The organism is Nonomuraea sp. NPDC049504 (assembly GCF_040676845.1).
Taxonomy (GTDB): domain Bacteria; phylum Actinomycetota; class Actinomycetes; order Streptosporangiales; family Streptosporangiaceae; genus Nonomuraea; species Nonomuraea salmonea.
This window is the reverse complement of the sequence record NZ_JBFAPT010000007.1, coordinates 207376-222642: the sequence shown is the minus strand read 5'-3', so window position 1 is coordinate 222642 and position 15267 is coordinate 207376. Positions and strand designations below refer to the sequence as shown.

Genomic DNA, 15267 nt, shown 5'->3' with positions numbered 1-15267 from the left:
GGCCGGGCTGCGTGCCCGGCCCTCCTCACGGTAGTGGTCCCGCTTGCGAGGCGCTTGCCGTTGATCTGGACTCGTCAGCCGACGTTCGGCGGGCGCTGCCCGGTGACGGGTCCCGGCACGCCGGCGTACCGGTACGGCACGGGCTGCCGCCCCGGCTGCACGACGAGGAGGGTGCCTGGGATGTCGGTGTAGAAGGCGCTCTCGACGGCGGCGGCGACGTCGTCGGCCGTGAGCAGGGGGAAGCCGGCGTTGGCGAACAGCTCGCGGGTTTCGGCCACGAGCGGCGTGTCGGTGAAGCCTGGGCAGACCGCGCCGATGCGGACGTTCTGGGCGGCCAGCGGCTCGGCCAGCGCCCTGACCAGGCCCACCACCGCGTGCTTGGTCATCGTGTAGACGGGGTCGCCGGCGAAGCCCACGAGCCCGGCCAGCGAGGCGGTGGCCACGATGGCGCCGCCGCCCGAGCGTACGAGCAGCGGCACACTGGCCCGCACGCCGAACACCACGCCGTCCACGTTGACCCCGACCACCTTGCGGTAGCGCTCGGCGTCGAAGTCCGCGAAGTCCACTTTGCCGGCGATGCCGGCGTTGAGGTGCACGAGGTCGAGCCGGCCGTAGCGGCGCTCGGCCAGCGCGACGGCCTCAAGCGACGCCTCCTCCTGGCTGACGTCGGCGGCCAGCCAGGCTCCGTCGACCTCCTTGGCCAGCCGCTCCACGCCCTCGGCGTCGAGGTCGACCAGGACGCAGCGGGCGCCGCCCGACGCCAGGCGCCGCGCGACGGCGGCCCCGATGCCGCTCGCCGCTCCGGTGATGAGTGCAACAGTGCTCATGACGCTCCTTGCCTGGGGGGTTCGAGGCGTTCAGTGCTGGTCGAGCATGCGATGGGCGCGCGAGATCAACGTGGGCACGGCCGCGCCGATGCGGTCGAAGCCCTCTCCCACGGTCTTACCCTGACGGAAGCGCGCGTGGATACCCTCCACGATGACGGCGAGCTTGAAGTTGCCGAACGCCACATAGAACCCCAGGTCGGATATCTCGCGACCCGACACCTTGGCGTAGTGGGCGGCGAACTCCGCCGCGTTCATGAATCCTGGCGCCACCGTCACGTCACCGGCCACGGGGATGCGCGCCCGCTCCTCGTCGTCCCTGTCATGCCAGTACGTCAGCGTCAGCCCCAGATCGGCCAGCGGGTCACCGAGCGTGGACATCTCCCAGTCGACCACCGCCGCGATCTCCAGGTCGCCGAGCCGCAGCAGCGTGTTGTCCAGCCGGTAGTCGCCGTGGACCAGCGTGCCGGGCGCCTCGGCGGGCAGCCGCGCGCGCAGCCGCTCGACCAGGCGGTGGTAGTCGGGCAGGTCGGCCGTCTTCGAGCGCTCCCACTGCTGGCTCCAGCGCTCGAGCTGCCTGGCCATGTAGCCCTCCGGCCGGCCGAAGTCGCCGAGGCCGACCTCCCTGTAGTCGACGGCGTGGATGGCGGCGAGCACCTCGGCCAGCCGCTCCGACAGCCGCTGGACGCGCTCGGGCGCCGGGTCGCCGAGCTCGTCGCGGGTGCGTACGGCGGCGCCCTCGACGTACCCCATGAGGTAGAACGGCGCCCCGATCACGTCCTCGTCGGCGCAGAACGCGACCGGCTCCGGCACCGGGACGGGCGTCGGCGCGAGCGCCGAGATGACCCGCCACTCGCGGCGCATGTCGTGGGCGGTGGGGAGCACGTGACCGAGGGGCGGCCGGCGCAGCACCAGCCGTCGTCCCGGGGCCTCGACGAGGTAGGTGAGATTGGACCTGCCGCCCGAGATGAGCGAGACGGAGCCGGGCTCGCCGGCGTCGGGCACGTTCTGGCCCATCCAGGCGACCAGACGGGGGTGGTCGATGCCGGGCACGGTCCCAGATTCGGTCATGAACACACATTAGAACGTCACTCGGTCCTGAGCGCTAGCTGGGAATCTTGTAACGTTCCGGAGCTGCGGCGACCGCAGGGGGCGAGATCCTTTACTCTGGGTAATACACCCCTGGCCACATGCTGGACAGAGTGCATGCCGACAGTAGGAGCTCATGCGCGTCACCCTTGCCCTGCCTCGTGAACTGGGTCAGCCGGAAGTGACCCGATGGCGTGCCCTGCAGGAAGCGGACACCGCCTTCGACAACCCCTTCCTATCCCCAGAATTCACCCTCATCGTGGGCGAACTCCGAGACGTCGTACGTGTCGCCGTCATTTACGACGGTCCGGAAATAGTGGGATTCTTCCCCTTCGAACGGCATCCGCTCGGCATCGGGAAACCCGTGGCCGCCGGCCTCACCGACGCCCAGGGCCTGGTCCACGCGAAAGACGTCGAGATCGACCCGATGCGGCTGATCAAGGAGTGCGGGCTCTCGGTCTACGAGTTCGACCACCTGGTCGGCGGGCAGCCGCTGCTCAACGCGCGCGCCGAGCGGCACCCCTCGCCGATCATCGACCTGCGCGAGGGCTGGGAGCCCTACACCGAGACGCTGAAGAAGCAGTCCGGCAAGACCTACAAGTCCACCCTGGCCAAGTCGCGCAAGCTGCAGCGCGAGATGGGCACGCTGCGTCACGACTACGCGACCAGCGACCTCGCGCCGCTGCGCACGCTGCTGAACTGGAAGACCGACCAATACCGGCGCACCGGGCGCACCGACAGGTTCGCCCACAAGTGGATCGTCGAGCTGGTCGAGCGGCTGCTGGCCACCCGCACCGAGACGTTCGCCGGGGTGCTCGACATGGTCTACGTCGACGACCGGCCGGTGGCGGGCCACTTCGGGGTGCGCACCCGCACCACGCTGGCCGGCTGGTTCCCCGCCTACGACACCGCGTTCGCGAAATACTCCCCCGGGCTCATCCACCACCTGGCGATGGCCGAGCGCGCCGCCGCCGACGGCATCCAGATCATCGACATGGGGCGGGGCCAGAAGGAGTACAAGGACAAGCTCAAGAACGGCCAGCTTGAGGTGGCCGAGGGCCGGGTGGCCAGGGCCGGCGTGGCGGCGGGCGTCCACTGGATGATGCGGGTGCCGGTGCGCAAGACCAGAGCCACGGTGATGGCCAATCCGGTGTTGCTCAAGACCGCCGACAAAGCATTGAAAACGTACGGGAGACTGCGTACTGTCCTACAAGGGTGAAACGCATCGCAGAGCGTACAGACCGTCACTGTCTGTCGCTTCCGTCCAACCGGCTGGGGCTCTACCTCGCGCTGCGTCACTGGTGCACCCCCGGCCAGCGGCTGCTGATGTCACCCATCTCGGCGGACGAGATCCTCTTCCTCGTGCTGGCGGCCGGCCTGCTCCCGGTGATCGCACCGCTGTCACCCCGTGACGGCAACATCGACACCTCGCGCGTCGACCTCGCCGGCGTGGACGCGGTGCTGACCACCAACCTGTACGGCCTGCCCGACGACGTCCCCGCCTTCGCCGGGAAGATCCTCATCGAGGACGTCGCCCACGCCATGGAGACCGACCTCGGGGGCCGCCCGCTCGGCACGTTCGGGCAGGCCGGGGTCTTCAGTCTGTCTAAGCATCCGTCCGCCGGCTCGGGCGGCGTGCTGGCCGTCGAGCACGAGTCCGACCTCAAGGCGCTCACCCGCGCCCGCGACGCGCTGCTCGTCCCCGGCTCGCTGCGCGCCGACATGCTGAGCGTGGCCACCTCCATGGCCCGCCAGGCGGCGCTCAAGCTCGACCTCGTACGCCCCGCGCTCGCGCTCGCCCGCCGCCTCGGCCTGATGGAGCCGCGCGACGGCTACCGCATCCCGCTCGCCGCCGACCGGCTCAAGGAGGCGCTCAAGCAGGTGCCGGTGCTGCCGCCCTTCGACCCGTGGGTCCGCGCCGACCTGCACCACTACCGGGCGCGCAGGAGCCGCCTGGTGCGCTGGTACCAGGCCAGGCGGGTGGCGCGGGTGCCGCGCGACCGCGCGCGCCGGCTGGCGGGCGTGCAGCGCCTGGCCGAGCTGCCCACCGTCGCGCCCGCCGTGCTCGACGACCTGTCCAGGCCCTTGTTCCGGGTGCCGCTGCTGGTGCGCGACCGCGACGCGGCGATCGCCGAGCTGGAGCGGGGCGGGGTCTCGACCGGCTACCTGTACGACCCGCCGTACGACGACTACGCCCCCGGCTTCACCGACCCCTCGCCCGACCCGCTGCCCGCGCGCTGGTGGGCCCGTCACGTGCTGCCCGTCGACCCGATGTACACCTTCCGCTCACTGCCCGTCCTCAGCCGGCTGGAGCCACCGGAGCGCGGCCCGCACGGCTGACCGGCTCAACCGACCGGCTCAACTGACCGGCTCAACCGGCGTCGCGGATCAGCTCGGCGATGATCCGGCAGCCGCGCCGCACGTCGGCCAGGGACGCGGAGCCGTACCCGATGACCAGGCCGTGCAGGCGGGGCTCCGCGTGGTGGTGGCGGAGGGTGGAGTCGAGCAGCACCCCGCGCCGCGCCGCCCGCTCGATCACCACGGGCACCAGGTCGGGCGGCAGCTCGGCGAGCACGTGCAGCCCCGCCGTGTCGCCGCGCAGCCGGCAGAGCGGGCCGAGCAGCTCCACCACCGCGGCCCGGCGGCGGGCGTACTCCAGGCGCATCCTGCGCAGGTGGCGGTCGAGGTCGCCGCGCTCGATCAGGGTCGCCACCGCCTGCTGGACGGGGCCGCTGGTGCGGTCGGCCACCGCCACGCGCAGCGCGGCCACCTCGGCGACCAGCTCAGGGGTGCCGACCAGCCAGCCCACCCCGACGTCGGGGGCCAGCGTCTTCGACAGCGTGCCGAGCAGCACGACGCGGGCCGGGTCGAGGCCGTAGAGCGCGGGCAGCGGGGCCACGTCGTAGCGGAACTCGGCGTCGTAGTCGTCCTCGACGATCGTCGCGCCCGTGCGCCTCGCCCAGGCGAGCAGCCGCTCCCTGCGCGGGATCGGCAGGCGGCCGCCCAGCGGATATTGATGCGCCGGGGTGGTGTAGAGCAGGCGCAGGTCCGTGGGCAGGCGATCGACGATCACGCCGTCCTCGTCCACCCGGCACGGCACCACCTCGGCGCCCCTGGAGCCGAAGATCACCCGAGCCGCCGGGTAGCCGGGGTCCTCCACGCCGGCCTTCGTGCCGGGCTCCAGGAGGATGCGCGCGACCAGGTCGAGTCCGTTGCCGGTGCCCCTGGTGACCAGGACGTTCTCCGGGCCGACGACCATGCCTCTGGCCCGCCTGAGGTGCTCGGCGAGCAGCTCGCGCAGGCGCGGCAGGCCGTACGGGTCGGGCGAGGCGCTCGGCGGCAGGTCGGCGGCCTTGCGCCAGGCGCGCTTCCACGCGGCCCGGTCGTAGTCGCGCACCCAGGGGCTGCCGGGCGTGAGGTCGATCGCGCCGTCCGGAGGCGGCGGCGCGGCCGGCGCGCGGGGACGCTCGGCCGGTCCCGCCTCCTGCGGGACTCCAGGGGTGAGGTCGGCCACGAAGGTGCCGGAGCCGTGCCGGCCATCCAGCCAGCCCTCCGCGTAGAGCTGCTGGTACGCCTCCGTCACCACCGTCCTGCTCACCCCGAGCTGCACGGCCAGCGCCCGGGTGGACGGCAGCCGCTCACCGGGCGCGAGCGCGCCGTCCAGCATGGCCCGGCGCAGCCGCCCGGCGAGCTGGGCGGTCAGCGGCTCGGCCGACGTGCGGGAGAGGGAGAGCGGCAGGTCAACGGGCGTACGCATGGAAGTGGTCTCTACAAAGGCGGCGATAGTGGCCCTACAGCGTAGGTCCACTTCGTGGCTACGGTCGAATCATGCTCTCCACCACTCCGCGGACCACGCTCGGACGCTCCAAGGAGCGCGGCAGCACCGACAGGAACGACCTGTACGAGGTGCTCGACACCGGCCTGATCTGCCACCTCGGCGTGATCGTGAACGGCCACCCGATGGTGGTCCCCACCGGCTACGGCCGCATCGGCGACACCCTCTACCTGCACGGCTCCACCGGCGCGGCCTCGCTGCGGGCCGGCGAGGGCGGAGAGGTCTGCGTCACGGTCACCCACCTCGACGGCATCGTGCTGGCCCGCTCGATCTTCCACCACTCGGTCAACTACCGCTCGGCGATCATCTACGGCCGGGCCAGGCCGGTGACGGACCCCGACGAGCGCATGGAGGGCCTGCGCGCCCTGTCGGAGCGGCTCGCGCCCGGCCAGTGGGACTACGTCCGCCGCCCTTCGCGCAAGGAGCTGGCCGCGACCGCCGTCCTCGCGCTGTCGCTGGAGGAGGCGTCGGTGAAGATGCGCAGCGGCGGGCCGAAGGACGAGGAGGAGGACTACGCGCTGCCGGTGTGGGCCGGCGTGCTGCCGCTGGTCACCTCGTGGGGCGAACTCGAGCCGGATTCGGTGCTCCCAGAAGGTATCGCCACGCCTGTTCACATCCTCCACCGGGAGTAGTTCCATAATTCCGGAACCACCTGGCAAACCAGACCCCTTGATCACACGTCTCATCAGGTGGGCCGGCTCCTGATGGGAGAGGCATATGGAGTGGAGCGCTCCCGGTTATACAGAGGTCAAGCAGCTCGGGGCGGGTGCCAGCGGGCGCGTCGCGCTGGCCGTGCACGACGACACCGGGCTCGAAGTAGCGATCAAATATCTGTCCCGCAACCTGCTGCGCGATCCCGCGGCGCTGGCCAGGTTCCAGTCCGAGGCGCGGCTGCTCACCACGCTGCGCGATCCCCACATCGCCACGATGTGGGAGTACATCCAGGACGCCGGCGGCGCCGCCATCGTCATGGAGCTCGTCAACGGCGTCTCCTTACGCGCCCTGTTACGCGAGAACGGCACCACCGAGCCTGAGGCGGCGCTGGTCGTGCTGAAGGGCTCGCTGCTCGGCCTGGCCAAGGCGCACGCGCTGGGGCTCGTGCACCGGGACTACAAGCCGGAGAACGTGATCGTCCGCGACGACGGCGTCAGCAAGCTCGTCGACTTCGGCATCGCGGTCCGCCAGGGCAGCGCGACCAGGGCGGAGGGGACGCCGCCGTACATGGCGCCCGAGCTGTGGGAGAACGGGCCCGCCTCGCCCGCCACCGACGTGTACGCCGCCACCGCCGTCTTCTTCGAGTGCCTGACCGGGCACCGCCCCTACCGCTCGACCGAGCCGAGCGTCCTCGGCTACCAGCACCTCCACGCCCCCGTGCCCTTCCACGACGCGCCCGAGCCGGTGCGCGAGCTGGTCAGGCGCGGGCTGGCCAAGGACCCGGCGCGGCGGCCGGGCAGCGCCCTGGAGTTCGTGGCCGAGCTGGAGTCCACGGCGCGGGCGGCGTACGGGGAGGACTGGGAGGAGCGCGGCAGACGGCGGCTGGCCGCGCTCGTGGCCCTGCTCGCGCTGCTGCTGCCCAGGCCGCAGGCGTCCACCCCCGAGGTGACGACCTCGCTGGCGCGGACCGTCTTCCGCGGCATGCGGTCGAACGCGCGGCGGCTGACGATGGGCGGCGCGATCGCCGCCGCGGCGGCCGTGGCCGTGGTGGTCGTGCTCATCAACCGGCAGCCGCCGGTCGAAGAGGCGGCGGGGGCGGCGGCGGTCGTACCGCCGAGTGAGATCGCGACGCAGCCCGCCACCGGGCCGCCCGCGACACCCGCCGAGACCGAACCGACGCCTGGGCTGTCGGCTGGGCCGACACCTGAGCCGTCCGGCCCGGAGCCCGAGGCGACGCCGCAGGTCGTGCCGCAGGGCTCGCCTGAGGCCGGCGAGCCGGAACGGGCCAGGCCCACGCGGAGCGCCCGCGTCCCAGGACCGGACGACGCGCGGCCCGAGCGCCCGTCGTCCTCCGCCCCCACCGGCACCGAGCCGACCGAGCCCACCGTCACACCCACCCCCACGCCCACCCCCACTCCTACGCCCACCCCGACTCCGACCCCGACCCCGACCCCGACGGAGACCGGCGAGCCCGTCACCTCCGTGCAGGCCGTGTCGCTCGGCCGGATCACGGTCGGCTCGGACGGCGTCGCCCGCAGCACGCTCTCGCTCCGCACCAGCGGCGAGGGCCGCGTCACCGCCACCGCCGCCTGGACGGCCGCCGGCGAGGACGGCCGGACCCAGCGCGTCAGGCTCAGCGGCGCGCGCACCTACACCCGCACGCTGACCTGGTCGATGGGCGAGCGCCCGTGCGGTAAGAGGGTCTCCCTGGCCGTCACCACCTCGCCCGCCGCACCCGGAGGCCCCGCGACGGCGACGGTGTCCGTGCCGCCCTGCCCGACCCGGGTGACCGCGCTGAACGTCGCGCTCAACCTGCCCGCCGCGCCCGCGCGCACCGCCACGGCCCGGGTCAGGGTCACCGCGAGCGGCACGGGCGTGATCCCGGTGCGGGCCAGGTTCGCGGTGAACGGGGAGTCGATGGGGACGCGGACCGCGCGGTTGTCGGGACGCACGTCCTACGCCGAGTCGTTCGCCCTCGCCCTGCGCTCCCGTCCCTGCGGGTCCACGCTGTCGGTCCAGGTGAGCGCGGGCGGCAGGACCGACACCGCCCGCGTCGCGGTGCCCTGTCCCCCGCAGGTGCGCAGGGTGGCCATCGTGGCGGCCGGCGCGGACGGCGGCCTGCGCGCGCAGGTCAGGGTGACCACCGCGAACACCCGGCCGGTACGGCTGACGGTCAGGTTCGCGGCCGGTGAGGGCGGCGGCGCGCAGACGGTCACGCTGTCGGGCGCGACCTCCTACAGCCGGTCCTTCAGCCACCCGGCCAAGCTGCCCTGCGGCACGCGCTGGTCGATCACGGCCGTCACCGCTCCGGCGGCGGCGGGCGGCGCGGCCACCCGTAGCGGCAGCACACCGCCCTGCCCCAGGGAGGAGGAGCCCGAGCCGCAGTCCTCCCCCGTACCGCAGGACAGCCCGTCCAAGGAGCAGCCGCCGGCCGAGCGGACCCCGTCAGAGGAGGCCCGTCCCAGGTGAACGCGGTCGCGGGCGGCTGCGTGAGCGCCGCCGCCCGCCGCGCGCGATCCGGTGGTCAAGGCATGATCAAGTGATATTTCTCCGCATGTCTGGATTTAGGTAGCGGGATGGTGCTCGCTTCTGGTTAAGCTACGGTCCGTTTGATGAGGGTGGGGGCCCACAGACTCCAGAGGAGACCGTTATGCACGGTGATGGGCCATGGGGGGTCCCCGGGTACACGGAGGTGCGCGAGCTGGGCTCGGGCGCCGCCGGCCGGGTGGTCCTCGCCAGGCGCGATTACGACGGCGTCGAGGTGGCCATCAAGTACCTCAGCGACGAGCTGAGGTCGGACGTCTCGTTCGTCGCCAGGTTCCGGCATGAGGCGCGGCTGCTGGCCACGGTGCAGAGCGCGTACCACGCCAGGCTGATCGACTACGTCGAGTCCGGATACGGCGCGGCGATCGTCATGGAGCTGATCGACGGCGCCTCGCTGCGCGAGCTGATCAGGGCCGAGGGGCCGACGGGGCCCGAGGCGGCGCTGACCGTGCTCAAGGGCTCGCTGCGCGGCCTGTCGTCGGCGCACACGATCGGCATCGTGCACCGCGACTTCAAGCCCGAGAACGTCATGGTGCAGCGCGACGGCACCAGCAAGCTCGTGGACTTCGGCATCGCGGTCAGGGTCGGCGAGGGGGCGAGCGCGGCGGGGACGCCGCCGTACATGGCGCCCGAGCAGTGGGCGGGCGCCCCGGCGAGCCCCGCGACCGACGTGTACGCCGCCACCGTCGTCTTCTTCGAGTGCCTGACCGGCAACCGGCCCTTCCGCGCCCAGAACGTCGCGGCCCTGGCCCGCCAGCACCAGAGCGCCGCCCCGCCGGTGGGCGACGTGCCCGAGCCGCTGCGCGGGCTGGTCGAGCGCGGCCTGGCCAAGCGGGCGGACGACCGTCCCGCGTCGGCGCAGGCGTTCCTGGCCGAGCTTGAGGAGATCGCGGCGGCCGCGTACGGGCCCGACTGGGAGGAGCGGGGCCGCCGCCGCCTGGCCGCCCTGGCCGGCGCGCTGGTGGCGCTCTTCCCGACGGCGCTGGCCGACGAGCCGGCGCAGGCCGACACCTCGCTCGCCGAGACGCGCTTCCCCGAGCCGAAGGGCCTGCTCAGCAAGCTGCCCGCCAAGATCGCGGTCGCCGTGGTCGGCGTGGGCGTGATCGTGGGCGCCGTGGTGTTCGCGGTCGGGAACAGGTCGGACGAGACCGTGCTGCAGGCGCAGACCACGGAGGTCACGCCGACCACGGCCGAGCCGGGCACGCCTGAGCCCGTGGAGACGGAGCCCGAGGAGGAGCCGAGCGAGCCGGAGGAGACCGAGGAGGCGCCGCCCACGTTCGCGGAGGAGACGCCGGCGACCGTCCCGTCGGTGACGCGGTCCCAGGCGCCGCCGGCCGTGCGGCCCACCAGGACGCCGAAGGCGACCCCGACCAGGACGCGGCCGACCCGCCGCCCGGTCAGGACGCCCGCTCCGAAGCCCACGCCGACGAGCACGCCGACCGACGAGCCGGAAGAGCCCGACGAGCCGCGGATGACCGGCGACATCGACGACCCCAGGGGCGTCACGCCGGACAGCACGCCCACGCAGACGTCGAGGCCCGCCCCGACGATCAACCCGCCGACCCGCGACCCCGATCGGCCCACCAGCCGGCCGACGCAGTCCGGCGGGACGTCCCCTGAGTCGCCGCGCGTGCAGACGCCGACGGACGACGTCCCCCGCTGAAAGGCGGGCACGGAGAGAAGCTGCTCGGGCTCGCCCTCGTGACGAGGGGCGCGCCACCGGTCACACTTGCGGTGAAGGGCCGCAGGACGGGACCAAGCCGAAACAAGCGTTGATGGGCGCCGGGGGGCACGAACGGCGATGAACAACCCTGGAAACGGTATCGCCGGGTTCCGGCTCACCGAGCACACGTGGATGACCGAACTCGGCAACTGGATCGACGCCATCTCGCCCGACGGCCGACGGGCGGGCGCGCTGCTGTTCGATCCCAAGATCATCGGCCTGCCCGGCGTGCGCGACCGGGTGGTGCAGGCCGTCATGACGGATCAGCGGCTGGTGATGTCCGGGATGGGCGGGCTCATCCCGGTGGCCGACGTGGTGGCGGCCGGCGATCAGGTGTGGCTGCTCACCGCGCAGGCGGTCAGTCCCACGCTGGCCGACCTGCTGGCCGCCGGGCCCGTGGACCCGAACGGGGCAGCGTCCCTTCTGGTCGAGACCGCTCAGACGCTGCAGGCGCTGCACGCGTCCGGGGTGACGCACGGCTCCGTGCACCCCGGCACGGTGGTCGTGACGGCCGAGGGCGTGTCGCTGTTATCCGAGCGCGGGCTGTCGGACGCCATCCGCGCCCGCGTCTCGCCGCCCGAGCGGGACGCGGCCGGCTGGGCGTCGCTCGCGCGCGGGCTCGCGGCCTCGCTCGGTCCCGGCGCGCCGGCCGACCTGTTCGAGCGGGCCGCGGCCGCCGCGACCGCCCTGGGGCTAAGTGCGGCCAGGGACCTGCTGGTCAACGAGCGGGGCAGGCTGCCGGGCGGGCGGATCAGCAGGGACGGTTTGGCGCGGGCGGCACGCGGGCGGTCGGCGTTCGCGCAGCCCCCGTCGTACGCGCGGGCGCCGGTGCCCGTCCCCCAGGACGAGGGCGACATCGTCACCCTCCTGCACGTTCCGGCAGGATCGGTGCAGCCTGTCCACTTCGGCCCCGGGGTGGGCGCAGAGACCGGCACCCAGTCGCAACGGCCGGAGACGCCGGTCGAGCGGATCTGGCGGGAGGGCCGCGACGAGGCGGCCACCCTGCAGCGCACGGAACGCCAGGGCAGGGCCGCGCGGGCCAGGCGGCGGCGCACGATCCTGGCCGGGGTGCTCTTCGCGGTCATCATGTCCGGGGCCGTGCTGGCCTGGCTGCGGCTGGGCAACGCGCCCGACCTCGCCGTCAAGTCGCTGAACGTGGTGGCGCCGAAGAAGACGCAGGGCTGCGACAGCGCGGTCCTGGTCACGGCGACCGTGGTCACCAACGGGGCGCCGGGCGAGATCACGTACGAGTGGCGCAAGAACCTGGACGACGAGGTGGTGAAGGGGACGTTGCGTACCGAGTCCGACAAGACGTCGTACAAGGTGCCGCTGCGGTGGACGTTGCAGGGCAGGAGCAACGTCAAGGCCACGGCCACGCTGCGCATCCTCACCCCTGGCCCGGTGCGCAGCGACAAGGCGAGCTTCACGTACAAGTGCTGATCACCGCCCTGTGCGTGGCCAGGCGAACCTGACTAATCTGGCGACCATGACCACGCAGACCCCCGCGGGCTGGTACCCGGACCCCTATGGAGAGCCGCAGCTCCGCTGGTGGGACGGCACCCAATGGACGGACGCCACACACGCCCAGGAGCCGGGTCCGGCCCAGCAGCCCTCCGGTCCCCAGTCGCCTCTCCCCCGGTCCCAGGCGCAGACAGCGCCCCAAGCAGGGCCGGGATGGGCGACGACACCGGCCAACCCCACGTTGCAGTTCGGCCAGCCGACGTACGGGCAGGCCGCCTACGGCGCGCCGGCGCAGCAGCAACCGCCGTCGGGCGCGCACTGGGGCGGCACCCCGCTGCCCGGCCCCGGCTACGGGCCGCCGCCCAAGCAGAGCAACCCGCTGCCGTGGATCTTCGGCGGGCTGGCGGCCCTGATGGTGCTCGCGCTGATCGTGGTCGCGGGCATCTTCTTCATCAACCGCGACACCACGCCGAGCGCCGCGCCGACGCCGACGTTCGAGCCGGAGCGCCCGCCGTCGCAGGAGCCCCCGTCGCAGGGGCCCCCGTCGCAGGAGCCGCTGCCCAGCCAGGGCGCCCAGTTCCCGCAGCCGTCCGGCGACCGCGTCACCGACGCCCGCGCCGGCGTCTCGTTCGAGGTGCCCGAGGGCTGGACGGTGCCGCGGTGGGAGGCGGTCAACAACGGCAGCCCGGTGGAGCAGCAGTTCTCCGCGGCGGTGCAGAAGATCGCGCAGGAGAACTACCGGGGCCAGTCCGACTGGGTGGGCAACGTCTACACGGGCGTGCTCAACGAGCTCTATCCCTACAACGGCGTCTCCGGCATGAGCGAGACCGCCAAGGCCGTCTTCGTGCACTTCACGACCCAGTACTACGGGCCCGCCCACGAGAGCAAGGTCGTCACCGACAAGAAGACGAAGATCGGCGACAAGGACGCGTGGGTGCTGGAGTTTCAGCTCGACTTCACGAAGGTCGCCGAGGACAACGGCTACAAGTGGAAGAAGGAGAACGGCGCGATCGTGCTGATGGACCGGGGTGCGGGCCAGAGCCCGGCCATCGTGTACGTCTCCGTCCCCGACAACCTCGGCACCGGCGTGGTCGGCGAGGTTCTCGACTCGCTCAAGCCCGCCTGACAGGTGGCACTAGGCTGATGGATGTAACAAGCGGGCGGATTGCTCCGAGCCGCTGGGCGAGGAGATCGAATGAGTGACTTGCTGGTCTGGATCGACTGCGAGATGACCGGGCTCGACCTGAGCCGCGACGCGCTCGTCGAGGTGGCGTGCGTCATCACCGACAGTGAGCTCAACCAACTGGACGAGGGCGTCGACGTGGTCATCAAGCCGCCGCCGGAGTCGCTGGAGCAGATGTCCGAGGTCGTACGCGAGATGCACACGGCCTCAGGGCTGCTGCCCGAGCTGGCGGGCGGTGTGACGTTGTCGGAGGCGGAGTCGCTGGTGCTCGACTACATCCGCCGTCATGTGCCCGAGCCGAAGAAGGCGCCGCTGTGCGGCAACTCGATCGGCACCGACCGCACGTTCATCGCGCGCGACATGCCCGGGGTCGATGGTTATTTGCATTACCGGATGATCGACGTCTCCTCCATCAAGGAGCTGGTGCGCCGGTGGTATCCCCGGGTCTACTTCGCGGCGCCGGAAAAGCAGGGCGGACACCGTGCTCTGGCGGACATCACGGAGAGCATCAGGGAGCTGCGCTACTACCGCGCGGCCATCTTCGTGGGTCAGCCGGGGCCCGATTCCGCGACCGCCCGAGCACTCGCCGAGCGTGTCACGGGCTAAAGGAGTGGCGTAAAGACTCCCGAACCCCGCTACACTTTTCCTGTGCCGCTTCTCGCGGGCGGCCATGGTGGGTGTAGCTCAGTTGGCAGAGCGCCAGGTTGTGGTCCTGGATGTCGAGGGTTCAAGTCCCTTCACTCACCCCATGTGGGCGAGGTTCCGCACCTTGTGACCTGAGAGATCGTCTCGGTCGCGGGTTGGGGCCTCGCCCTTTTCATTGTTCCGGTCATCGTCCGCGTTTTTCCCGGGCAACACCCCCAAAACATGACAATGCGGGTTATGCTCGCTGTCTACTGCCAACGCCGGGAGCACGGGGGCCATCGGCGATCACCGTCCGCGCGCGCCCTCGGAGGCCGGATGAGAGTCGACGACGCAGCGTTCGAAAGCGTGTTCACGTCCCTGAGCAAACGCGAGGCCGAAGTCATGGACCTGATCGCGACGGGTCAGTCCAACGGGCAAATCGCCCAGCGGCTGTTCCTGAGCGAGAAGACGGTCAAGAACCACGTCAACCGCATCTACGCCAAGCTCGGCGTCGACTCCCGGGTGACGGCCATCGGGCTGTGGCTGTCACGCCAGGAGTGACACCGGGCGTCTGAGACGGCGCGGCCGCCCCCGGGCCGCGTCGCTCCCGCCTCGTCAGGGGCGTGCCGGGCCGCACGCCCCGCGCCCACGCGCGCTCCGCGGCCGGTGGGTCACCGACTTTTGACTCCGCACTGGTCTGTTTGCGGGAACGTCGCGGAAAGCAGACCAGGCATGGGAGATATCACGCGCTCGTGGTGGTTGCTGCTGGTTCGCGGTATCGCGGCTGTCATCTTCGGCATCCTCGCGCTCATCTGGCCAGGGCTCACCTTGCTCGCCCTGGTCATCTTCTTCGGCGCGTACGCCCTCGTCAGCGGTCTTTTCGCACTGTTCGCCGGGTTCCGCCACGGGGCGCAGTCGCGGGCCTGGCTGATCTTCTCGGGGATCATCGGCATCGTGGCCGGCCTCGTGGCGCTGGCCTGGCCCGGCATCACCTCGATCGCGCTGCTCTTCGTCGTCGCCGTCTGGGCGATCGTCTCCGGCGTCTCCGAGATCGTGGCCGGCATCCAGCTGCGCAAGCGGATCGACAACGAGTGGCTGCTCATCCTCGGCGGCGCGCTGTCGGTGATCTTCGGTGTGCTGCTGCTCGCATGGCCCGGCGCGGGGCTGCTCAGCCTGGCGTGGTTGATCGGGATCTTCGCCGTCCTGTACGGCATCGCGATGATCGCTCTTGCTTTCCGCGTGAAGAACTTCACTTCTGGCGCTCCCGTACCGTAAATTTTGTATACGTGACGGCATTCCTCAAGAGGAATGTCAGAATCGCTGTGGAGGC

General features: G+C 71.9%; 13 protein-coding genes and 1 tRNA gene. 11 read left to right on the top strand and 3 right to left on the bottom strand.

All coding sequences use genetic code 11. The features are described from left to right. Window positions 1-74 precede the first annotated feature (74 nt). Window positions 75-827, bottom strand: a complete 753-nt coding sequence (locus AB0K28_RS16315; RefSeq protein WP_345388809.1) for an SDR family NAD(P)-dependent oxidoreductase — start codon at window positions 825-827, stop codon at window positions 75-77. Window positions 828-857: 30 nt separating this feature from the next. Beyond that, window positions 858-1895: a phosphotransferase family protein gene (locus tag AB0K28_RS16310; protein WP_364370143.1), complete on the bottom strand. Its 1038-nt coding sequence runs from the start codon at window positions 1893-1895 to the stop codon at window positions 858-860. A gap of 277 nt (window positions 1896-2172) precedes the next feature. Here AB0K28_RS16310 and AB0K28_RS16305 point away from each other — a divergent pair, with 277 nt between their 5' ends. Then, window positions 2173-3132, top strand: coding sequence for a GNAT family N-acetyltransferase (locus tag AB0K28_RS16305; RefSeq protein WP_345388813.1), 960 nt, complete (start codon window positions 2173-2175; stop codon window positions 3130-3132). Then, window positions 3129-4253, top strand: a complete 1125-nt coding sequence (locus AB0K28_RS16300) for a DegT/DnrJ/EryC1/StrS family aminotransferase (RefSeq protein ID WP_345388815.1) — start codon at window positions 3129-3131, stop codon at window positions 4251-4253. The genes AB0K28_RS16305 and AB0K28_RS16300 overlap by 4 nt, the downstream gene beginning before the upstream one ends. A 31-nt stretch (window positions 4254-4284) precedes the next feature. Here the strand turns inward: AB0K28_RS16300 and AB0K28_RS16295 are convergent, their stop codons facing one another. Next, the gene (locus tag AB0K28_RS16295) at window positions 4285-5670 is read right to left on the bottom strand and encodes a PLP-dependent aminotransferase family protein (RefSeq protein ID WP_364370138.1); all 1386 of its coding nucleotides are present in this window, start codon (window positions 5668-5670) and stop codon (window positions 4285-4287) included. Window positions 5671-5741: 71 nt separating this feature from the next. Between AB0K28_RS16295 and AB0K28_RS16290 the strand changes: the two genes are divergently transcribed. The 9 genes from AB0K28_RS16290 (at window position 5742) to AB0K28_RS16250 (ending at window position 15212) form a co-directional block, all read left to right on the top strand. Beyond that, on the top strand, window positions 5742-6380 hold the full coding sequence (locus AB0K28_RS16290; protein ID WP_364370135.1) for a pyridoxamine 5'-phosphate oxidase family protein: 639 nt from the start codon (window positions 5742-5744) through the stop codon (window positions 6378-6380). An 85-nt stretch (window positions 6381-6465) separates the two neighbouring features. Next, window positions 6466-8871, top strand: a complete 2406-nt coding sequence (locus AB0K28_RS16285; RefSeq protein ID WP_364370132.1) for a protein kinase — start codon at window positions 6466-6468, stop codon at window positions 8869-8871. A gap of 181 nt (window positions 8872-9052) precedes the next feature. Continuing rightward, window positions 9053-10609, top strand: coding sequence for a serine/threonine-protein kinase (locus AB0K28_RS16280; RefSeq protein ID WP_364370130.1), 1557 nt, complete (start codon window positions 9053-9055; stop codon window positions 10607-10609). Window positions 10610-10747: 138 nt separating this feature from the next. Further along, window positions 10748-12109: a hypothetical protein gene (locus AB0K28_RS16275; RefSeq protein ID WP_364370127.1), complete on the top strand. Its 1362-nt coding sequence runs from the start codon at window positions 10748-10750 to the stop codon at window positions 12107-12109. A gap of 46 nt (window positions 12110-12155) precedes the next feature. Then, a complete protein-coding gene (locus AB0K28_RS16270; protein ID WP_364370124.1) occupies window positions 12156-13256 on the top strand; it encodes a DUF2510 domain-containing protein in 1101 nt (366 codons plus the stop codon). A gap of 69 nt (window positions 13257-13325) precedes the next feature. Then, window positions 13326-13919 (top strand): oligoribonuclease, encoded by a 594-nt coding sequence (gene orn, locus AB0K28_RS16265; protein ID WP_345388831.1) that lies wholly within the window; start codon window positions 13326-13328, stop codon window positions 13917-13919. 67 nt (window positions 13920-13986) lie between these two features. Beyond that, window positions 13987-14062, top strand: a tRNA-His gene (locus AB0K28_RS16260). A 211-nt stretch (window positions 14063-14273) separates the two neighbouring features. After that, window positions 14274-14498: a helix-turn-helix transcriptional regulator gene (locus AB0K28_RS16255; RefSeq protein WP_347699805.1), complete on the top strand. Its 225-nt coding sequence runs from the start codon at window positions 14274-14276 to the stop codon at window positions 14496-14498. Between the two features lie 171 nt (window positions 14499-14669). Beyond that, window positions 14670-15212, top strand: coding sequence for an HdeD family acid-resistance protein (locus AB0K28_RS16250; protein WP_364370120.1), 543 nt, complete (start codon window positions 14670-14672; stop codon window positions 15210-15212). Window positions 15213-15267: the final 55 nt, after the last annotated feature.